Annotated in this window: 12 protein-coding genes; 10 read left to right on the forward strand and 2 right to left on the reverse strand. The window is 70.9% G+C overall.

The window, feature by feature from the left end:
• The first annotated feature begins 26 nt into the window (after positions 1–26).
• The 9 genes from AB0A61_RS16850 to AB0A61_RS16890 all read left to right on the forward strand — a co-directional run bounded on the left by AB0A61_RS16850 (position 27) and on the right by AB0A61_RS16890 (position 12,168).
• On the forward strand, positions 27–698 hold the full coding sequence (locus AB0A61_RS16850; protein WP_361292310.1) for a GntR family transcriptional regulator: 672 nt from the start codon (positions 27–29) through the stop codon (positions 696–698).
• Between the two features lie 99 nt (positions 699–797).
• Positions 798–1,796 carry a LacI family DNA-binding transcriptional regulator gene (locus AB0A61_RS16855; protein WP_361292312.1) on the forward strand — a complete coding sequence of 333 codons (999 nt, stop codon included), beginning with the start codon at positions 798–800 and terminating at the stop codon, positions 1,794–1,796.
• 110 nt (positions 1,797–1,906) lie between these two features.
• Positions 1,907–3,259 (forward strand): extracellular solute-binding protein, encoded by a 1,353-nt coding sequence (locus AB0A61_RS16860; RefSeq protein WP_361292314.1) that lies wholly within the window; start codon positions 1,907–1,909, stop codon positions 3,257–3,259.
• Positions 3,259–4,215, forward strand: coding sequence for a sugar ABC transporter permease (locus tag AB0A61_RS16865; RefSeq protein WP_361292316.1), 957 nt, complete (start codon positions 3,259–3,261; stop codon positions 4,213–4,215). Before AB0A61_RS16860 ends, AB0A61_RS16865 begins: the two co-directional genes overlap by 1 nt.
• The gene (locus AB0A61_RS16870; protein ID WP_361292318.1) at positions 4,212–5,090 is read left to right on the forward strand and encodes a carbohydrate ABC transporter permease; all 879 of its coding nucleotides are present in this window, start codon (positions 4,212–4,214) and stop codon (positions 5,088–5,090) included. The genes AB0A61_RS16865 and AB0A61_RS16870 overlap by 4 nt, the downstream gene beginning before the upstream one ends.
• A 29-nt stretch (positions 5,091–5,119) precedes the next feature.
• Positions 5,120–6,694, forward strand: a complete 1,575-nt coding sequence (locus AB0A61_RS16875) for an alpha-amylase family glycosyl hydrolase (RefSeq protein ID WP_361292320.1) — start codon at positions 5,120–5,122, stop codon at positions 6,692–6,694.
• A 104-nt stretch (positions 6,695–6,798) separates the two neighbouring features.
• Positions 6,799–8,946, forward strand: coding sequence for a discoidin domain-containing protein (locus tag AB0A61_RS16880; RefSeq protein ID WP_361292321.1), 2,148 nt, complete (start codon positions 6,799–6,801; stop codon positions 8,944–8,946).
• A gap of 296 nt (positions 8,947–9,242) precedes the next feature.
• Entirely contained in the window at positions 9,243–11,294 is a 2,052-nt protein-coding gene (locus AB0A61_RS16885) for a phosphocholine-specific phospholipase C (RefSeq protein WP_361292322.1), read from the forward strand.
• Positions 11,295–11,346: 52 nt separating this feature from the next.
• Positions 11,347–12,168, forward strand: coding sequence for a phospholipid scramblase-related protein (locus tag AB0A61_RS16890; protein WP_361292324.1), 822 nt, complete (start codon positions 11,347–11,349; stop codon positions 12,166–12,168).
• A gap of 7 nt (positions 12,169–12,175) precedes the next feature.
• On the opposite strand, the gene AB0A61_RS16895 is transcribed toward AB0A61_RS16890, so the two are convergent.
• Positions 12,176–13,150, reverse strand: a complete 975-nt coding sequence (locus tag AB0A61_RS16895; RefSeq protein ID WP_361292326.1) for a hypothetical protein — start codon at positions 13,148–13,150, stop codon at positions 12,176–12,178.
• A complete protein-coding gene (locus AB0A61_RS16900; protein ID WP_361292328.1) occupies positions 13,147–13,944 on the reverse strand; it encodes a phosphatase PAP2 family protein in 798 nt (265 codons plus the stop codon). The genes AB0A61_RS16895 and AB0A61_RS16900 overlap by 4 nt, the downstream gene beginning before the upstream one ends.
• 232 nt (positions 13,945–14,176) lie before the next feature.
• Here AB0A61_RS16900 and AB0A61_RS16905 point away from each other — a divergent pair, with 232 nt between their 5' ends.
• Positions 14,177–14,791, forward strand: coding sequence for a TetR/AcrR family transcriptional regulator C-terminal ligand-binding domain-containing protein (locus tag AB0A61_RS16905; protein WP_361292330.1), 615 nt, complete (start codon positions 14,177–14,179; stop codon positions 14,789–14,791).
• Positions 14,792–14,795: the final 4 nt, after the last annotated feature.

A 14,795-nucleotide genomic window follows, 5' to 3' on the forward strand; every position in this document is an offset into this window, starting at 1 on the left:
GGCGACCGAGGAGAAGGACGACCGTCATGCCCCCGCAGCACAACCCCGCCCTGCCCACGCTCGGCGGCAAGAAGCCCAGCTACCGGGAGCGGGTGGCGGACGCCCTGCGGGCCGCGCTGATCGCCGGGGAGCTGCGGCCCGGCGAGGTCCACTCCGCGCCCGGGCTCGCCGTCCGCTTCGGTGTCTCCGCGACACCGGTGCGCGAGGCGATGCTCGACCTCGCCAAGGAGGGGCTGGTCGACACCGTGCCCAACAAGGGCTTCCGGGTCACCGCCGTCTCGGAGAAACAGCTCGACGAGTACACCCACATCCGGTCCCTGATAGAGATCCCGACCACGGCCGCCTTGGCGGCCACGGCCGACCCCGGGGATCTGGAGGCCCTGCGCCCCGTCGCGCAGCAGATCGTCACCTCCGCCGCGGCGGGCGACCTCATCGCGTACGTCGAGGCCGACCTGCGCTTCCACCTCGGGCTGCTGGCTCTGGCGGGCAACGACCATCTGGTGGAGGTCGTACGGGACCTGCGGCGGCGTTCACGGCTGTACGGCCTGACGGCGCTGGTCGAGCAGGGGAAGCTGCAGGCCTCGGCCGAAGAACACCTGGAACTCCTCGGCACGTTGCTGGCACGGGACGAGGAAGCCGCGCGGGCGGTGATGACCCGGCATCTGGGACACGTCCGCGGGCTGTGGGCCGCGCCGTAGAACCGGACACGAGGGGCGCGCCTGGAGCAGGACACGAGGAGTCGGTCGGTTGCAAGGGACTTGCAGACGGCTTGCATTCCTTGCGTTATTCTTGCGCACATGACGCGTCGACTTGCGGAAGTGGCGAAGAAGGTCGGGGTCAGTGAGGCCACGGTCAGCCGGGTGCTCAACGGCAAGCCCGGTGTCTCCGAGGCCACCCGCCAGGCGGTGCTGTCCGCGCTTGACGTCCTCGGCTACGAGCGGCCCACCCAGCTGCGCGGCGAGCGCGCCCGGCTGGTCGGCCTGGTCCTGCCCGAGCTGCAGAACCCCATCTTCCCCGCGTTCGCCGAGGTCATCGGCGGGGCGCTGGCACAGCTCGGTCTGACGCCCGTGCTGTGCACGCAGACCAAGGGCGGCGTCTCCGAGGCCGACTACGTGAACCTGCTGCTGCAACAGCAGGTGTCCGGAGTCGTCTTCGCCGGCGGCCTGTACGCCCAGGCCGACGCGCCGCACGACCACTACCGGCTGCTCGCCGAGCGCAACATCCCGGTGGTGCTGGTCAACGCGGCCATCGAACACCTCGGCTTCCCGGGCGTTTCCTGCGACGACGCCGTGGCCGTGCAGCAGTCCTGGCGCCACCTGGCCTCGCTGGGCCACGAGCGGATCGGGCTGGTCCTCGGACCGGGCGACCACGTGCCGTCGGCGCGCAAGCTGGCCGCGGCGCGGGCGATCGCCCAGGACCTGCCGGACGAGTTCGTCGCGCGGGCGATCTTCTCCATCGAGGGCGGGCACGCGGCGGCGGCCAAACTGATCGACCGGGGCGTCACCGGCTTCATCTGCGCCAGCGACCCGCTCGCGCTGGGAGCGGTCAGGGCGGCCAGGCGCCGCGGACTTGACGTCCCGTCACAGATCTCGGTCGTGGGCTACGACGACTCCGCGCTGATGAACTGCACCGAACCCCCGCTGACCACCGTGCGGCAGCCCATCGAGTCCATGGGGAAGGCCGCGGTGGAACTGCTCAACGCCCAGATCGGCGGCACGTCCGTACCGGCCGACGAGCTGCTGTTCGAGCCGGAGTTGGTGGTCCGTGGCTCGACCGCGCAAGCGCCTCGTCCCTGAGATCCGTTCTGCTGTCAAATAATTTCAGATCGTGCGCGACATCTTGCGAAGAGTCGCGGCCGGTGCTTGAGTGTGCGGCGCCCACCGCTCCTGTCCAGAGGGGTCCACCGATGACAAGCACCGGGTTCCGCCGCACCTTCCTCGCGCTCAGCGCCTGCTCCCTTGCCCTCGGCCTGACCTCCTGCGGCTCGGACGACGGCTCGGCCGGCGGCAGGACGCGCATCACGGTCAACTGCGAGCCGCCCCGCAGCGCCAAGGCCGACCGGTCCTTCTTCGAGCAGGACGTCGCCTCCTTCGAGAAGCAGCACCCGGACGTCGACGTCGTCACGCACGACGCGTTCCCCTGCGAGGACCCCAAGACGTTCGACGCCAAACTCGCCGGCGGACAGATGGAGGACGTCTTCTACACGTACTTCACCGACGTCAGGCATGTCGTCGAGACCGGCCGGGCGGCCGATCTCACCCCGTATGTCAAGGAGTTGAAGAGCTACGCCACCCTGCAGAAGCAGCTCCGGGACATCTACACCGTCGACGGCAAGGTCTACGGCATACCGCGTACCGGCTACTCCATGGGGCTGATCTACAACAAGAAGCTCTTCGCCAGGGCCGGCCTCGACCCCGACAAGCCGCCGACGACCTGGCCGGAGGTGCGCGCCGACGCGAAGCGGATCGCGGCGCTCGGCAACGGCACCGTCGGATACGCCGACTACAGCGCCCAGAACCAGGGCGGTTGGCACTTCACCGCCGAGCTGTACTCGCAGGGCGGCGACGTCGTCGCCCCGGACGGCAGGAAGGCCACCGTCGACACCCCCGAGGGCCACGCCGTCCTGCGGAACCTGCACGACATGCGGTGGACCGACAACTCCATGGGCAGCAAGCAGCTCCTGGTCATCAACGACGTCCAGCAGATGATGGGTGCGGGCGGACTCGGCATGTACCTCTCCGCCCCCGACAACATCCCCGTCCTGGTGAAGGAGAAGGGCGGGAACTACCACGACCTCGCCCTCGCCCCCATGCCCGGCGGCAGGGGCACCCTCGTCGGCGGCGACGGCTACATGTTCAGCAAGAAGGACACGCCCGCCCAGATCCGCGCCGGCCTGCAATGGCTCGACCACATGTTCCTCACCCCCGGCAGGGGCTTCCTCGGCGACTACGCCCGCGCGCGGAAGAAAAACGCCCCCGTCGGCCTGCCCGAGCCGCGGCTGTTCACCGGCGCCGCCGACGCCAGGGACCAGCAGGTCAAGAAGGCCAACGCCAACGTCCCCGTGGGGAACTACCAGTCGTTCGTGGACGGCAACCACACCCTCCGGCCGAAGGTCGAGCCGCCGAACGCCCAGCAGATCTACTCGGTCCTCGACGGCGTCGTCTCCGCCGTACTGACGAAGCAGGACGCAGACATCGACCAGCTCCTCAAGGACGCCTCCGGCAAGATCGACGGCATCCTGGCCCGGAGCCGGCCGTGATGACCAGGACGGCCGAGCGGCGCAGGGCCGGGACGATCCCGGTCCGCCCGGTGCAGGCGCCGCCCCCGGTAGGGGGCCGGGGACGGCGCCGCCTCGCCGACCAGGCCCGCGCCTACGCCTTCCTGCTCGGTGGCCTCGTCTGCTTCGCCCTCTTCTCCTGGTACCCGGCGATCCGCGCGGTCGTCATCGCCTTCCAGAAGTACACGCCCGGTTCTCCGCCCCGGTGGGCCGGCACGGCCAACTTCACCCGCGTCCTGCACGACCCCGAGTTCGGCGCGGCCTGGCGCAACACCCTCACCTTCACCCTGCTCGCCCTGCTCATCGGCTTCGCCGTTCCGTTCGTCCTCGCCCTCGTCCTCAACGAACTCCGGCACGCCAGGGCCTTCTTCCGGGTCGTGGTCTATCTGCCGGTGATGATCCCGCCGGTGGTCAGCGCACTGCTGTGGAAGTGGTTCTACGACCCCGGGGCCGGGCTCGCCAACGAGGTCCTGCGCTTCCTGCACCTGCCCACCTCGAACTGGACCAACGGCGCCGACACCGCCCTGGTCTCCCTGGTGCTCGTGGCGACCTGGGCCAACATGGGCGGCACCGTCCTGATCTACCTCGCCGCGCTGCAGTCCATCCCCGGCGAGCTGTACGAGGCCGCCGAGCTGGACGGCGCGAACCTCCTGCAGCGCATCCGGCACGTGACCCTCCCGCAGACCCGCTTCGTCGTCCTCATGCTGATGCTGCTGCAGATCGTCGCCACGATGCAGGTCTTCACCGAGCCGTTCGTGATCACCGGAGGCGGCCCGGAGAACGCCACGGTGACCGTGCTCTACCTCATCTACAAGTACGCCTTCCTCTACAACGACTTCGGCGGCGCCTGCGCACTCAGCGTCATGCTGCTGGTGCTCCTCGGCGTCTTCTCCGCCGCCTATCTGCGGCTCACCCGCTCCGGCGAGGAGGACGCATGAGCGGCACACGGACCCTGGTCTCCCCGGCCACCCTGGCCCGCCCGCGCGGAAGGGCGGTCTACTGGACCGTCTTCACCGGCGTCCTGGCACTGTTCACGCTGGCCTTCCTCTTCCCCGTCTACTGGATGGTGACCGGCGCGATGAAGTCGCCGGACGAGGTCGCCCGCACCCCGCCCGCACTCCTCCCGCGGCACTGGCGGCTCGGCGGCTACACCGACGCATGGGAGCTGATGCAGCTTCCGCAGCACCTGTGGAACACGGTGGTGCAGGCCGCCGGTGCGTGGCTGTGCCAGCTGGTGTTCTGCACGGCCGCCGCCTACGCCCTGTCCAGGCTCAGGCCCGTCTTCGGCGGGGTGATCCTCGGCGGCATCCTGGCCACCCTGATGGTCCCGGCGCAGGCCCTCGTCGTACCGAAGTACCTCACCGTCGCCGACCTGCCGCTGCTGCACATCAGCCTGCTCAACGACCCCCTCGCGATCTGGCTGCCGGCGGTCGCCAACGCCTTCAACCTGTATCTGCTCAAGCGGTTCTTCGACCAGATCCCACGGGACGTCCTGGAGGCCGCCGAGATCGACGGCGCCGGGAGGCTGCGTACCCTGTGGTCGATCGTTCTGCCCATGTCACGGCCGGTGCTGGGCGTGGTGTCGATCTTCGCGCTGGTGGCCGTCTGGCAGGACTTCCTGTGGCCGCTGATGGTCTTCTCCGACACCGACCGGCAACCGATCAGCGTGGCCCTGGTCCAGCTGTCGCAGAACATCCGGCTGACCGTCCTCGTCGCCGCGATGGTGATCGCCAGCGTTCCGATGGTCGCCCTGTTCCTCGTCTTCCAGCGGCACATCATCGCCGGGATCAGCGCGGGCAGCTCCAAGGGCTGACACCGCCCCGAGACAGAAAGGCAAGCACAGTGGGACAGCCCGGCCATGCCTGGTGGCGCTCCGCGGTCATCTACCAGGTGTACGTCCGCAGCTTCGCCGACGGCGACGGGGACGGCACCGGCGACCTCGCAGGAGTCCGCTCCCGGCTGCCGTACCTCGCCGAACTCGGCGTGGACGCCCTGTGGTTCAACCCCTGGTACCTGTCACCGATGAAGGACGGCGGCTACGACGTCGCCGACTACCGCGTCGTCGACCCCGCCTTCGGCACCCTGGCCGAGGCGGAGAAACTCATCGCCGAGGCCCGGCAAGTGGGCATCCGCACGATCGTCGACATCGTGCCGAACCACGTCTCCGACCAGCACCCCTGGTTCCGGGCCGCGCTGGCCGGCGGCGCCGAGCGCGCGCTGTTCCACCTCCGCCCCGGCCGCGGCCCGGGCGGAGAACTCCCGCCCAACGACTGGACGTCACAGTTCGGCGGCCCGGCCTGGACCCGCCTGCCCGACGGCGCCTGGTACCTGCACCTGTTCGCCCCCGAGCAGCCCGACCTCAACTGGGCCCACCCGGCGGTCCGCCGGGAACACGAGGACATCCTGCGCTTCTGGTTCGAGCGGGGGGTCGCGGGAGTGCGCATCGACTCGGCCGCGCTGCTCGCCAAGGACCCCCGCCTGCCCGACTTCGTCGACGGCCGCGACCCGCACCCCTACGTCGACCGGGACGAACTGCACGGGATCTACCGCTCCTGGCGCCGGATCGCCGACGAGTACGGGGGCATCTTCGTCGGCGAGGTGTGGCTGCCGGACACCGAGCGGTTCGCCCGCTACCTGCGCCCCGACGAGCTGCACACCGCGTTCAACTTCTCCTTCCTGTCCTGTCCCTGGGACGCGGCCCGGCTGCGCCGGGCGATCGACGAGACGCTCGCCGTGCACGCCCCCGTGGGCGCCTCCGCCACCTGGGTGCTGTGCAACCACGACGTGACCCGCACGGTCACCCGGTACGGCCGCGAGGACACCGGCTTCGACTTCGCCACGAAGGCCTTCAACACCCCCACCGATCTCACCCTCGGCACCCGGCGCGCCCGCGCGGCCGCTCTGCTGTCGCTGGCGCTGCCGGGCGCGGTGTACGTCTACCAGGGGGAGGAGCTCGGGCTGCCCGAGGCCGGCATTCCGGCCGACCGCATACAGGATCCGATGTACGCCCGCTCGGGCGGCACGGATCCGGGTCGCGACGGTTGCCGGGTGCCACTGCCATGGGTGGCCGGGGCGCCGTACGCGGGATTCGGCTCGCGGGAGGAACCCTGGCTGCCGCAGCCGGTCGGCTGGACGTCCTACGCAGTGGACGTTCAGCACAACGACGCATCCTCCATGCTCACCCTCTACCGGCAGGCGATCCGCCTCCGGCCGGCGTTCGGCGACGCCCCCCTCTCCTGGCTGCCCGCCCCCGACGGCGTCCTGGCCTTCACCCGCGCCGGCGGCGCGACATGCATGGTGAACCTCGCCTCGGCAGCCGCCGAACTGCCCTCCCACAGCCGGGTCCTGCTGACCAGCGGCCCGCTCGACGACCGCGGCCGCCTTCCGCAGGACACGGCGGTCTGGCTGCGCGCCTGAGACCGCCGACCCCGCACCGCGCCATCTCCGTACCCCCACCGTGACCCCCACCATGAAGGGATCAGCACATGTACCGCGACACCACCGTCAGAACCGTCGGGCGCATGCCGGCCTCAGGAGCGGCCGTCGCCCTCACGGCCGGCCTGCTCGTCACCCTCGGCGCGCCCGCCGCCCACGCGGCAGCGGGCGCCACCCTCCCCTTCGCCTCGGTCGAGGCGGAGTCCGCCACCACCACCGGCACCAGGATCGGCCCCGACTACACCCAGGGCACCCTCGCCTCCGAGGCCTCCGGACGGCAGGCGGTGCGCCTCGGCGCCGGTCAGCGCGTCGAGTTCACCGTGCCGCGCGCCGCCAACGCCGTGAACGTCGCCTACAGCGTGCCCGACGGCCGGTCCGGCACGCTCAATGTGTACGTCAACGGCCAGAAACTCGCGAAGACGCTCGCGGTCACGTCCAAGTACTCCTACATCGACACCGGCTGGATCCCCGGCGCCAGGACCCACCACTTCTTCGACAACACCCGGTTGCTGCTCGGCCGGAACGTGCAGGCGGGCGACAAGGTCGCCGTCGAGGCCGCGGACGTCCAGGTCACCGTCGACGTCGCCGACTTCGAACAGGTGCCCGCGGCGGCCTCCCAGCCCGCCGGTTCGGTGTCGGTCACGTCCAAGGGGGCCGACCCCAGCGGCCAGGGCGACTCCACGCAGGCCTTCCGGGACGCCATCGTCGCCGCGCAGGGCGGTGTGGTGTGGATTCCGCCGGGCGACTACCGGCTGACCTCCTCCCTCAACGGCGTCCAGAACGTCACCCTCCAGGGCGCCGGCGGCTGGTACTCCGCGGTGCACACCTCCCGGTTCGTCGACCAGTCGGGTTCCTCCGGCAACGTCCACATCAAGGACTTCGCGGTCATCGGCGAGGTCACCGAGCGCGTCGACTCCAGCCCGGACAACTTCGTCAACGGTTCGTTGGGCCCGGACTCCTCCGTCTCCGGCATGTGGATCCAGCACCTGAAGGTCGGCCTGTGGCTGACCGGCAACAACGACAACCTGGTCGTGGAGAACAACCGCATCCTCGACACCACTGCCGACGGCCTCAACCTCAACGGCACGGCCAAGGGCGTCCGGGTCCGCAACAACTTCCTGCGCAACCAGGGCGACGACTCGCTCGCCATGTGGTCGCTGTACTCCCCGGACACCGACTCCAGCTTCGAGAACAACACCATCTCGCAGCCGAACCTCGCCAACGGCATCGCGATCTACGGCGGCACGGACCTCGCGGTGAAGAACAACCTGGTCTCCGACACCAACGCCCTGGGCAGCGGGATCGCCATCTCCAACCAGAAGTTCGCGGACCCCTTTTATCCGCTGGCCGGCACCATCACGGTCGACGGCAACACGCTGGTACGCACCGGCGCGATCAACCCCAACTGGAACCACCCCATGGGCGCGCTGCGCGTCGACTCCTACGACAGCGCCGTCAACGCCACCGTGAACATCACCCACACCACCATCACCGACAGCCCGTACAGCGCCTTCGAGTTCGTCTCCGGCGGCGGGCAGGGCCACCCCGTCCGCAGCGTCACCGTGGACGGCGCGACCGTCCGCGACACCGGTACCGTCGTCGTGCAGGCCGAGGCGCAGGGCGCCGCCACCTTCCGCAACGTCGCCGCCACCGGCGTCGGCGCGGCGGGCGTCTACAACTGCCCCTACCCGGCCGGCTCCGGCAGCTTCACACTCACCGACGGCGGCGGCAACTCCGGCTGGAGCAGCACCTGGGCGGACTGCTCGACCTGGCCGCAGCCGGGGCAGGGCAACCCGGACCCCGACCCGAACCGCAACCTCGCCAAAGGCCGTCCGGCCACCGCCACCGGATCGCAGGACGTCTACATGCCCGGCAAGGCGGTCGACGGCGACGCGAACAGCTACTGGGAGTCGGCCAACAACGCCTTCCCGCAGTCCTGGACGGTCGACCTCGGCTCGGCTCAGGCGGTGCGCCGGCTGGTGCTGAAGCTGCCGCCGTCCGCGGCCTGGGGCGCGCGCACCCAGACGATCACCGTGCTGGGCAGCACCGACGGTTCGGCCTACTCGACGGTGCTCGGCGCGCAGGGCTACCGCTTCGACCCGGCGACCGGCAACACCGTCACCGTGCCCCTGTCCAGCGGCACCAGCCTGCGCCACCTGCGGCTGACCGTGTCGGCCAACACGGGTTGGCCCGCCGGTCAGTTAAGCGAGGTGGAGGCCTATCCGACGCCCTGAGCCCGCGGCCGTGTGATCGTCCACCAGCGGTGGACGATCACACGGCCGTGCACCGGCCGCCCTCGCTTCAGTAGGGCTTGCGCCACACCCCCAGGTCCGGGGCGCGTTTCCGGCCGCCCGGTGCCCCGCGTCCCCCGGGCGACGGTCTGCCCCGCCGCCATCCCGCGTACCGTCGACCTTCACGTTGGCGCCATCGGACCCTTCCCTCCCGTTCGGTGCTCTTGCAACACTCCTTGCGCGCGCATTCCGCCGCGAAGTGGTCGGCAAAACCCGTCCGGACGAGAGGTCCCTCACTCATGCCCGAAGTCAACCGGCGACGATTCCTCCAACTCGCGGGCGCCACCTCGGCCTTCACCGCGCTGTCCAACAGCATCGAGCGCGCCGCCGCGCTGCCCGCCAACCACCGCACGGGCTCGATCGAGGACGTGGAGCACATCGTCGTCCTCATGCAGGAGAACCGTTCCTTCGACCACTACTTCGGGACCCTCAGAGGTGTCCGCGGCTTCGGCGACCCGCGCCCGGTCACGCTGCAGAACGGCAAGTCCGTCTGGCACCAGTCCGACGGCACCAAGGAGATCCTGCCCTTCCACCCCGACGCCGACGACCTGGGCCTCGCCTTCATCCAGGACCTCCCGCACGGCTGGAACGACGGTCACACCGCCTTCGACCAGGGCAAGTACGACAAGTGGGTGCCCGCCAAGTCGTCGACCACGATGGCGTACCTGAACCGCGACGACATCCCCTTCCACTATGCGCTCGCCGACGCGTTCACCATCTGCGACGCCTACCACTGCTCGTTCATCGGCTCCACCGACCCGAACCGCTACTACCTGTGGACGGGTTACACCGGCAACGACGGGCAGGGCGGCGGCCCGGTCCTCGGCAACGACGAGGCGGGCTACAGCTGGACCACGTACCCCGAGCGCCTGGAGAAGGCCGGGGTCTCCTGGAAGATCTACCAGGACGTCGGCGACGGGCTGGACGCGCACGGCAGCTGGGGCTGGATCCAGGACGCCTACCGCGGCAACTACGGCGACAACTCGCTGCTGTACTTCAAGCAGTACCAGAACGCCGCGCCCGGCGACCCGCTCTACGACAAGGCCCGCACCGGCACCGACGCCCGCAAGGGCGAGGGCCTCTTCGACCAGCTGAAGGCGGACGTCAAGGGCGGCAAGCTGCCGCAGGTCTCCTGGATCGTCGCCCCCGAGGCGTTCACCGAACACCCCAACTGGCCGGCCAACTACGGCGCCTGGTACGTCGCCCAGGTCCTGGACGCGCTCACCTCCGACCCGAAGGTGTGGGCGAAGACGGCCCTGTTCATCACCTACGACGAGAACGACGGCTTCTTCGACCACGTCGTACCGCCGTTCCCGCCGGCCTCCGCCGCCCAGGGCAGGTCCACCGTCGACGTCGGCCCGGACCTGTTCAAGGGTGACGCCGGCCACGTCGCCGGCCCGTACGGGCTCGGCCAGCGCGTGCCGATGCTGGTCGTCTCGCCCTGGAGCAAGGGCGGGTTCGTCTGCTCGGAGACGCTCGACCACACCTCCGTCATCCGGTTCATGGAGCGCCGCTTCGGCGTGCACGAGCCGAACATCTCGCCCTGGCGGCGCGCGATCTGCGGCGACCTGACCGCCGCGTTCGACTTCTCCCGCCGGGACGCCAGGCCGGTGTCCCTGCCCGACACCGTGAGCTACCAGCCGCCGGACCGCAACCGTCACCCCGACTACGTGCCGACCCCGCCGGCCACCGGGTCGCTGCCCAGGCAGGAGCGCGGCCACAAGCCCACCCGCCCGCTCAAGTACGCCCCGTGCGTGGACGGCAGCGCGGACCCGGCGGCCGGGAAGCTGACCCTCACCTTCGCCTCCGGCGCACATGCCGGCGCCGCCTTCCTCGTCACCTCCGGCAACCGCACCGACGGTCCCTGGGCGTACACCACGGAGGCCGGCCGGACCGTCTCCGACACCTGGAACTCGGCGTACTCGGGCGGCTCGCACGACCTGACCGTGCACGGCCCGAACGGCTTCCTGCGCGTCTTCAAGGGCCCCGGCTCGGCCGCGGGACCGGAGGTCACCGCCCGGCACGTCGGCGACGACGTCGAGCTCACCTTCACCAACAAGGGCTCCGGAACGGTCCAGTTGAAGGTGACGAACGGCTACGGCGGTCACGCCAAGGCCGTCAGGGTGCGGCCCGGCGCCACCGTGAAGCACCTCTTCGACCTCGCGGCGAGCAGGCGTTGGTACGACCTCACGGTGACCTCCGGGGCCGACGCGACCTTCCTGCGGCGGTTCGCCGGACATGTTGAGAACGGGCGTCCCGGCGTCAGCGACCCGGCGATCGTCACCCACTGATACGCGTCCGGACGGCAGTTGCGTTCCGGCCAACTCACGGTAGTGTGCCCCGGTGACCACGCATTCGAACACACCTGCAGGCTGGTATCCCGATCCGCACGGAGCGCCCCAGACTCTGCGCTACTGGGACGGAACCCAGTGGACCGAGCACACGCAGGCCGGCCAGCAGGCCCCCGCCGCACCGCAGGTGCCCGCCCAGGCGGCGGGTCCCGACCCGCGGGTGCAGCGCCAGGTGCAGCAGCAGGCCGGGGTCGCCCCCAGCGGCCCCGGCGGCGGCACGCTGTTCAGCGAACCGGTGCTGGTGGTGAACCAGAAGGCCAAGCTGATCGAGGTGACCAACGAGTACAAGGTCTTCGACCAGAACGGCAACCAGATCGGCGCGGTCACCGAGGTCGGGCAGAGCGCGCTGAAGAAGATCCTGCGGTTCGTCTCCAGCATCGACCAGTTCCTGACGCACAAGCTGGAGATCCGAGACGCCTACGGCCAGCCGCAGTTGACCCTCACGCGGCCCGCGAAGATCTTCAAGTCGCGCGTCGTCGTGGGGCGTCCGGACGGCTCGGTGGTGGGCGAGATCGTCCAGAAGAACGTCTTCGGAAAGATCAACTTCGCGATGAACGTCAACGGCCAGCAGGTCGGCGCGATCAAGGCGGAGAACTGGCGCGCCTGGAACTTCGCGATCGTCGACCACGCCGACAACGAGGTCGCCCGGATCACCAAGACCTGGGAGGGCCTGGCCAAGACGATGTTCACGACCGCCGACAACTACGTCCTGCAGATCCACTACCAGCTGCCCGAGCCGCTGCTGAGCCTCGTGGTCGCCACGGCACTGACCGTCGACACGGCGCTCAAGCAGGACTCGCGCGGGCTGGGCTGAGCGACGGTCACAGCGCAGTGAGGTGCCCCGGTCCGCTCTGCCGGGGCAGCAACGCCGGTTCCTGGGAGGCCGATTCCGGCTCCAGGGCCAGGACCGCGGCCACGGGGTGCGCCCCGTGGCCGTCGTGCTGTGCGGCTTCGGCGGGTTCGCCGGGCACGGGCCGCGGGGCCGCCCGTGAGAGCAGCACCACACCCCGGGCCGCGAACCCCGCTCCCGCCAGGGCGAGCAGTGCGCCCGCCACGCCGCCCCGCAGCCCCTGGTCGAGCAGCGTCAGCCCGATCAGCGCCGCCGCCACCGGATTGGCCAGCGTCACCACCGCGAGCGGTGCGCCCAGGCCGCCCCGGTAGGCGGTCTGCGACAGCAGCAGCCCGCCCGTCGCGAAGCCCGCGACCAGCAGCGCCAGCAGGATCACCCGCGCGCTGAGCAACGGCCCCGAGTGGTCGGTGGCGGCCACTGTCACCGTCTGGGTCAGCGCCGACGCCACCCCCGAGGCGACGCCGGACGCCGTCGCGTGCCGCAGGCCCGGCCGTGCCCCCGGCCGGGACAGCGCGCCGATCAGAACGGCCGTGCCGCCCGCCACGGCCAGCGCCTCGGCCGGACTCAGCACCTGCTCGGGCGCGGGCCCGGACGCGGCGGCGAGCAGCGCCCCCAGCCCGAGGAGCGTGCACCCCGTGCCCCGCCACTCGGCCAGGCTCACCCCGCGCCCGGCCGTGCGCGCCCCCAGCGGCACGGCGGCCACCAGCGTCAGCGCGCCGAGCGGCTGCACCACGGTGAGCGGCCCGTACTTCAGGGCCACCACGTGCAGCAGTGCCCCCGCGCCGTTCAGCCCGACGGCTCCCCACCAGGCGCCGTCGCGCAGCAGCCGCAGGATGCCGCCCGCCTGGGGCTCGCGCCGGGCGAGCCGCTCCTGGGCGACGGCGGCGGCCGCGTAGGCGACGGCCGAGAACAGCGAGAGGACCACGGCGAGCAGGGCGGCGTTCATCGGGCCGCCCCGACCAGCGTGCCGTCCTCGGTGGGCACGAGTCCGTCCCGGCCGCGGCCGGCCGTGGCCGCCGCGCGGTGCGGCAGCGGCACGACGGCGAGGGCGAGGGCGAGCAGCGCCGCCGCCACGAGCGCGTCCAGCCAGTAGTGGTTGGCCGTGCCCACGATCACCACCAGGGTCAGCAGTGGATGCAGCAGCCATAGCCATCGCCCCCGCGACCGGGTGGCGACGAGCAACCCGATCGCGACCATCAGCGCCCAGCCGAAGTGCAGCGAGGGCATCGCCGCGAACTGGTTCGACAGGTGGTCGCTCTTCGGCGGCCCGTACACCGAGGGGCCGTACCGGCGGGCGGTGTCCACCAGGTGCGCCGCGGCGAGCATCCGCGGCGGCGCGAGCGGGAACGCCAGGTGCAGTACCAGGGCCGCGGCCGTGACCGCGGCGAGGACGCGGCGGGCCCACACGTAGTGCGCCGGGCGGCGCAGGTACAGCCAGACCAGGAAGGCCACGGTCGCCGGGAAGTGGACAGCCGCGTAGTAGGCGTTCGCCAGGTGCGCCGGGGTGCCGCCGTGCAGCAGCAGGGACTGCACCGCGCCCTCACCGGGCAGGTGGACCGCTCGTTCCAGGTCCCACACGCGGTGCGCGTTGCGGAAGGCCTCGCCGGTGTGGCCCGTTGCCAGCTGCCGGCCGAGTTTGTAGACGAGGAAGAGCCCCACGACGAGCAGGAGTTCGCGGACGATCGGGGGCCGGGCTATGGCGCCGGGCTCCCCTTTCGCGGCCTCGGTTCGGGCATTCATCCCCCGGCCCTTTCGCTGACGGTGGTGCGGGTGGTGGTGCCGACGAGCCGGGCCCGTCGTGGCAGCCATCGATACGGTGGTGTACCGATACTAGAGCGTACCGATACGGTAGTGTACCGATACGCGAAAGTACCGATACGGTTGTGTACCGGTACACTCGCGTATCGATGGAAGTGCGCCACACTGGAGTGCGGCCCTCGGGCCGCAGGGAACACGAGCGAGGGGAAGAGCGATGACGTCGCAGGCCGCGGACCGACCGGATCCGGTCGTCGCCTCGCGCCGCTCCAAGATCACGCCCGAGCGTGAGCGGGAGTTCTTCGACGCCGTGCTGGACCAGATCCGCGAGTGTGGTTACGACGCCGTCACCATGGAGGGCGTCGCCGCCACCACGCGGTGCAGCAAGTCCACGCTCTACCGGCAGTGGCGGACCAAGCCGCAGTTCGTGGCGGCCGCGCTGCGCTCCAGCGGCCAGTCGCGCTTCGCCGGCATCGACACCGGTTCACTGGCCGAGGATCTGCGCCTGGCGGCGCGGGCCGCGGGCGAGTGGTCCGGCAAGGACACCAAGCTCCTGCAGGCGCTCGGGCACGCGATCATGCATGACCCGGAGCTGAAGCAGGCGCTGCGCGAGACCCTCGTGGAGCCGGAGATCGCCGAGCTGAAGGAGATCCTGCGGCGGGGCGTCGAGCGCGGCGAGGTTCCCGCGGGCCATCCCGCGCTGGAGTACGTGCCTGCGCAGATGTTCGGAGTGCTGCGCGTACGCCCCGTCCTGGAGGGGGAGTACGCCGACCCGGACTACCTGGTCCGGTTCGTGGAGGCCGCCGTGCTGCCGGCCCTCGGCCTCACCTGAAGAC

It is taken from the genome of Streptomyces sp. NPDC046197 (assembly GCF_040646295.1).
In the GTDB taxonomy this organism is placed as follows: Bacteria; Actinomycetota; Actinomycetes; order Streptomycetales; family Streptomycetaceae; genus Streptomyces.

Coding starts and splice junctions, on each gene's coding strand:
- AB0A61_RS16870 (WP_361292318.1), top strand. CDS start 4,212: ATGAGCGGCACACGGACCCTGGTCTCCCCGGCCACCCTGGCCCGCCCG.
- AB0A61_RS16885 (WP_361292322.1), top strand. CDS start 9,243: ATGCCCGAAGTCAACCGGCGACGATTCCTCCAACTCGCGGGCGCCACC.
- AB0A61_RS16900 (WP_361292328.1), bottom strand. CDS start 13,944: ATGAATGCCCGAACCGAGGCCGCGAAAGGGGAGCCCGGCGCCATAGCC.
- AB0A61_RS16905 (WP_361292330.1), top strand. CDS start 14,177: ATGACGTCGCAGGCCGCGGACCGACCGGATCCGGTCGTCGCCTCGCGC.
- AB0A61_RS16855 (WP_361292312.1), top strand. CDS start 798: ATGACGCGTCGACTTGCGGAAGTGGCGAAGAAGGTCGGGGTCAGTGAG.
- AB0A61_RS16865 (WP_361292316.1), top strand. CDS start 3,259: ATGACCAGGACGGCCGAGCGGCGCAGGGCCGGGACGATCCCGGTCCGC.
- AB0A61_RS16850 (WP_361292310.1), top strand. CDS start 27: ATGCCCCCGCAGCACAACCCCGCCCTGCCCACGCTCGGCGGCAAGAAG.
- AB0A61_RS16895 (WP_361292326.1), bottom strand. CDS start 13,150: ATGAACGCCGCCCTGCTCGCCGTGGTCCTCTCGCTGTTCTCGGCCGTC.
- AB0A61_RS16860 (WP_361292314.1), top strand. CDS start 1,907: ATGACAAGCACCGGGTTCCGCCGCACCTTCCTCGCGCTCAGCGCCTGC.
- AB0A61_RS16880 (WP_361292321.1), top strand. CDS start 6,799: ATGCCGGCCTCAGGAGCGGCCGTCGCCCTCACGGCCGGCCTGCTCGTC.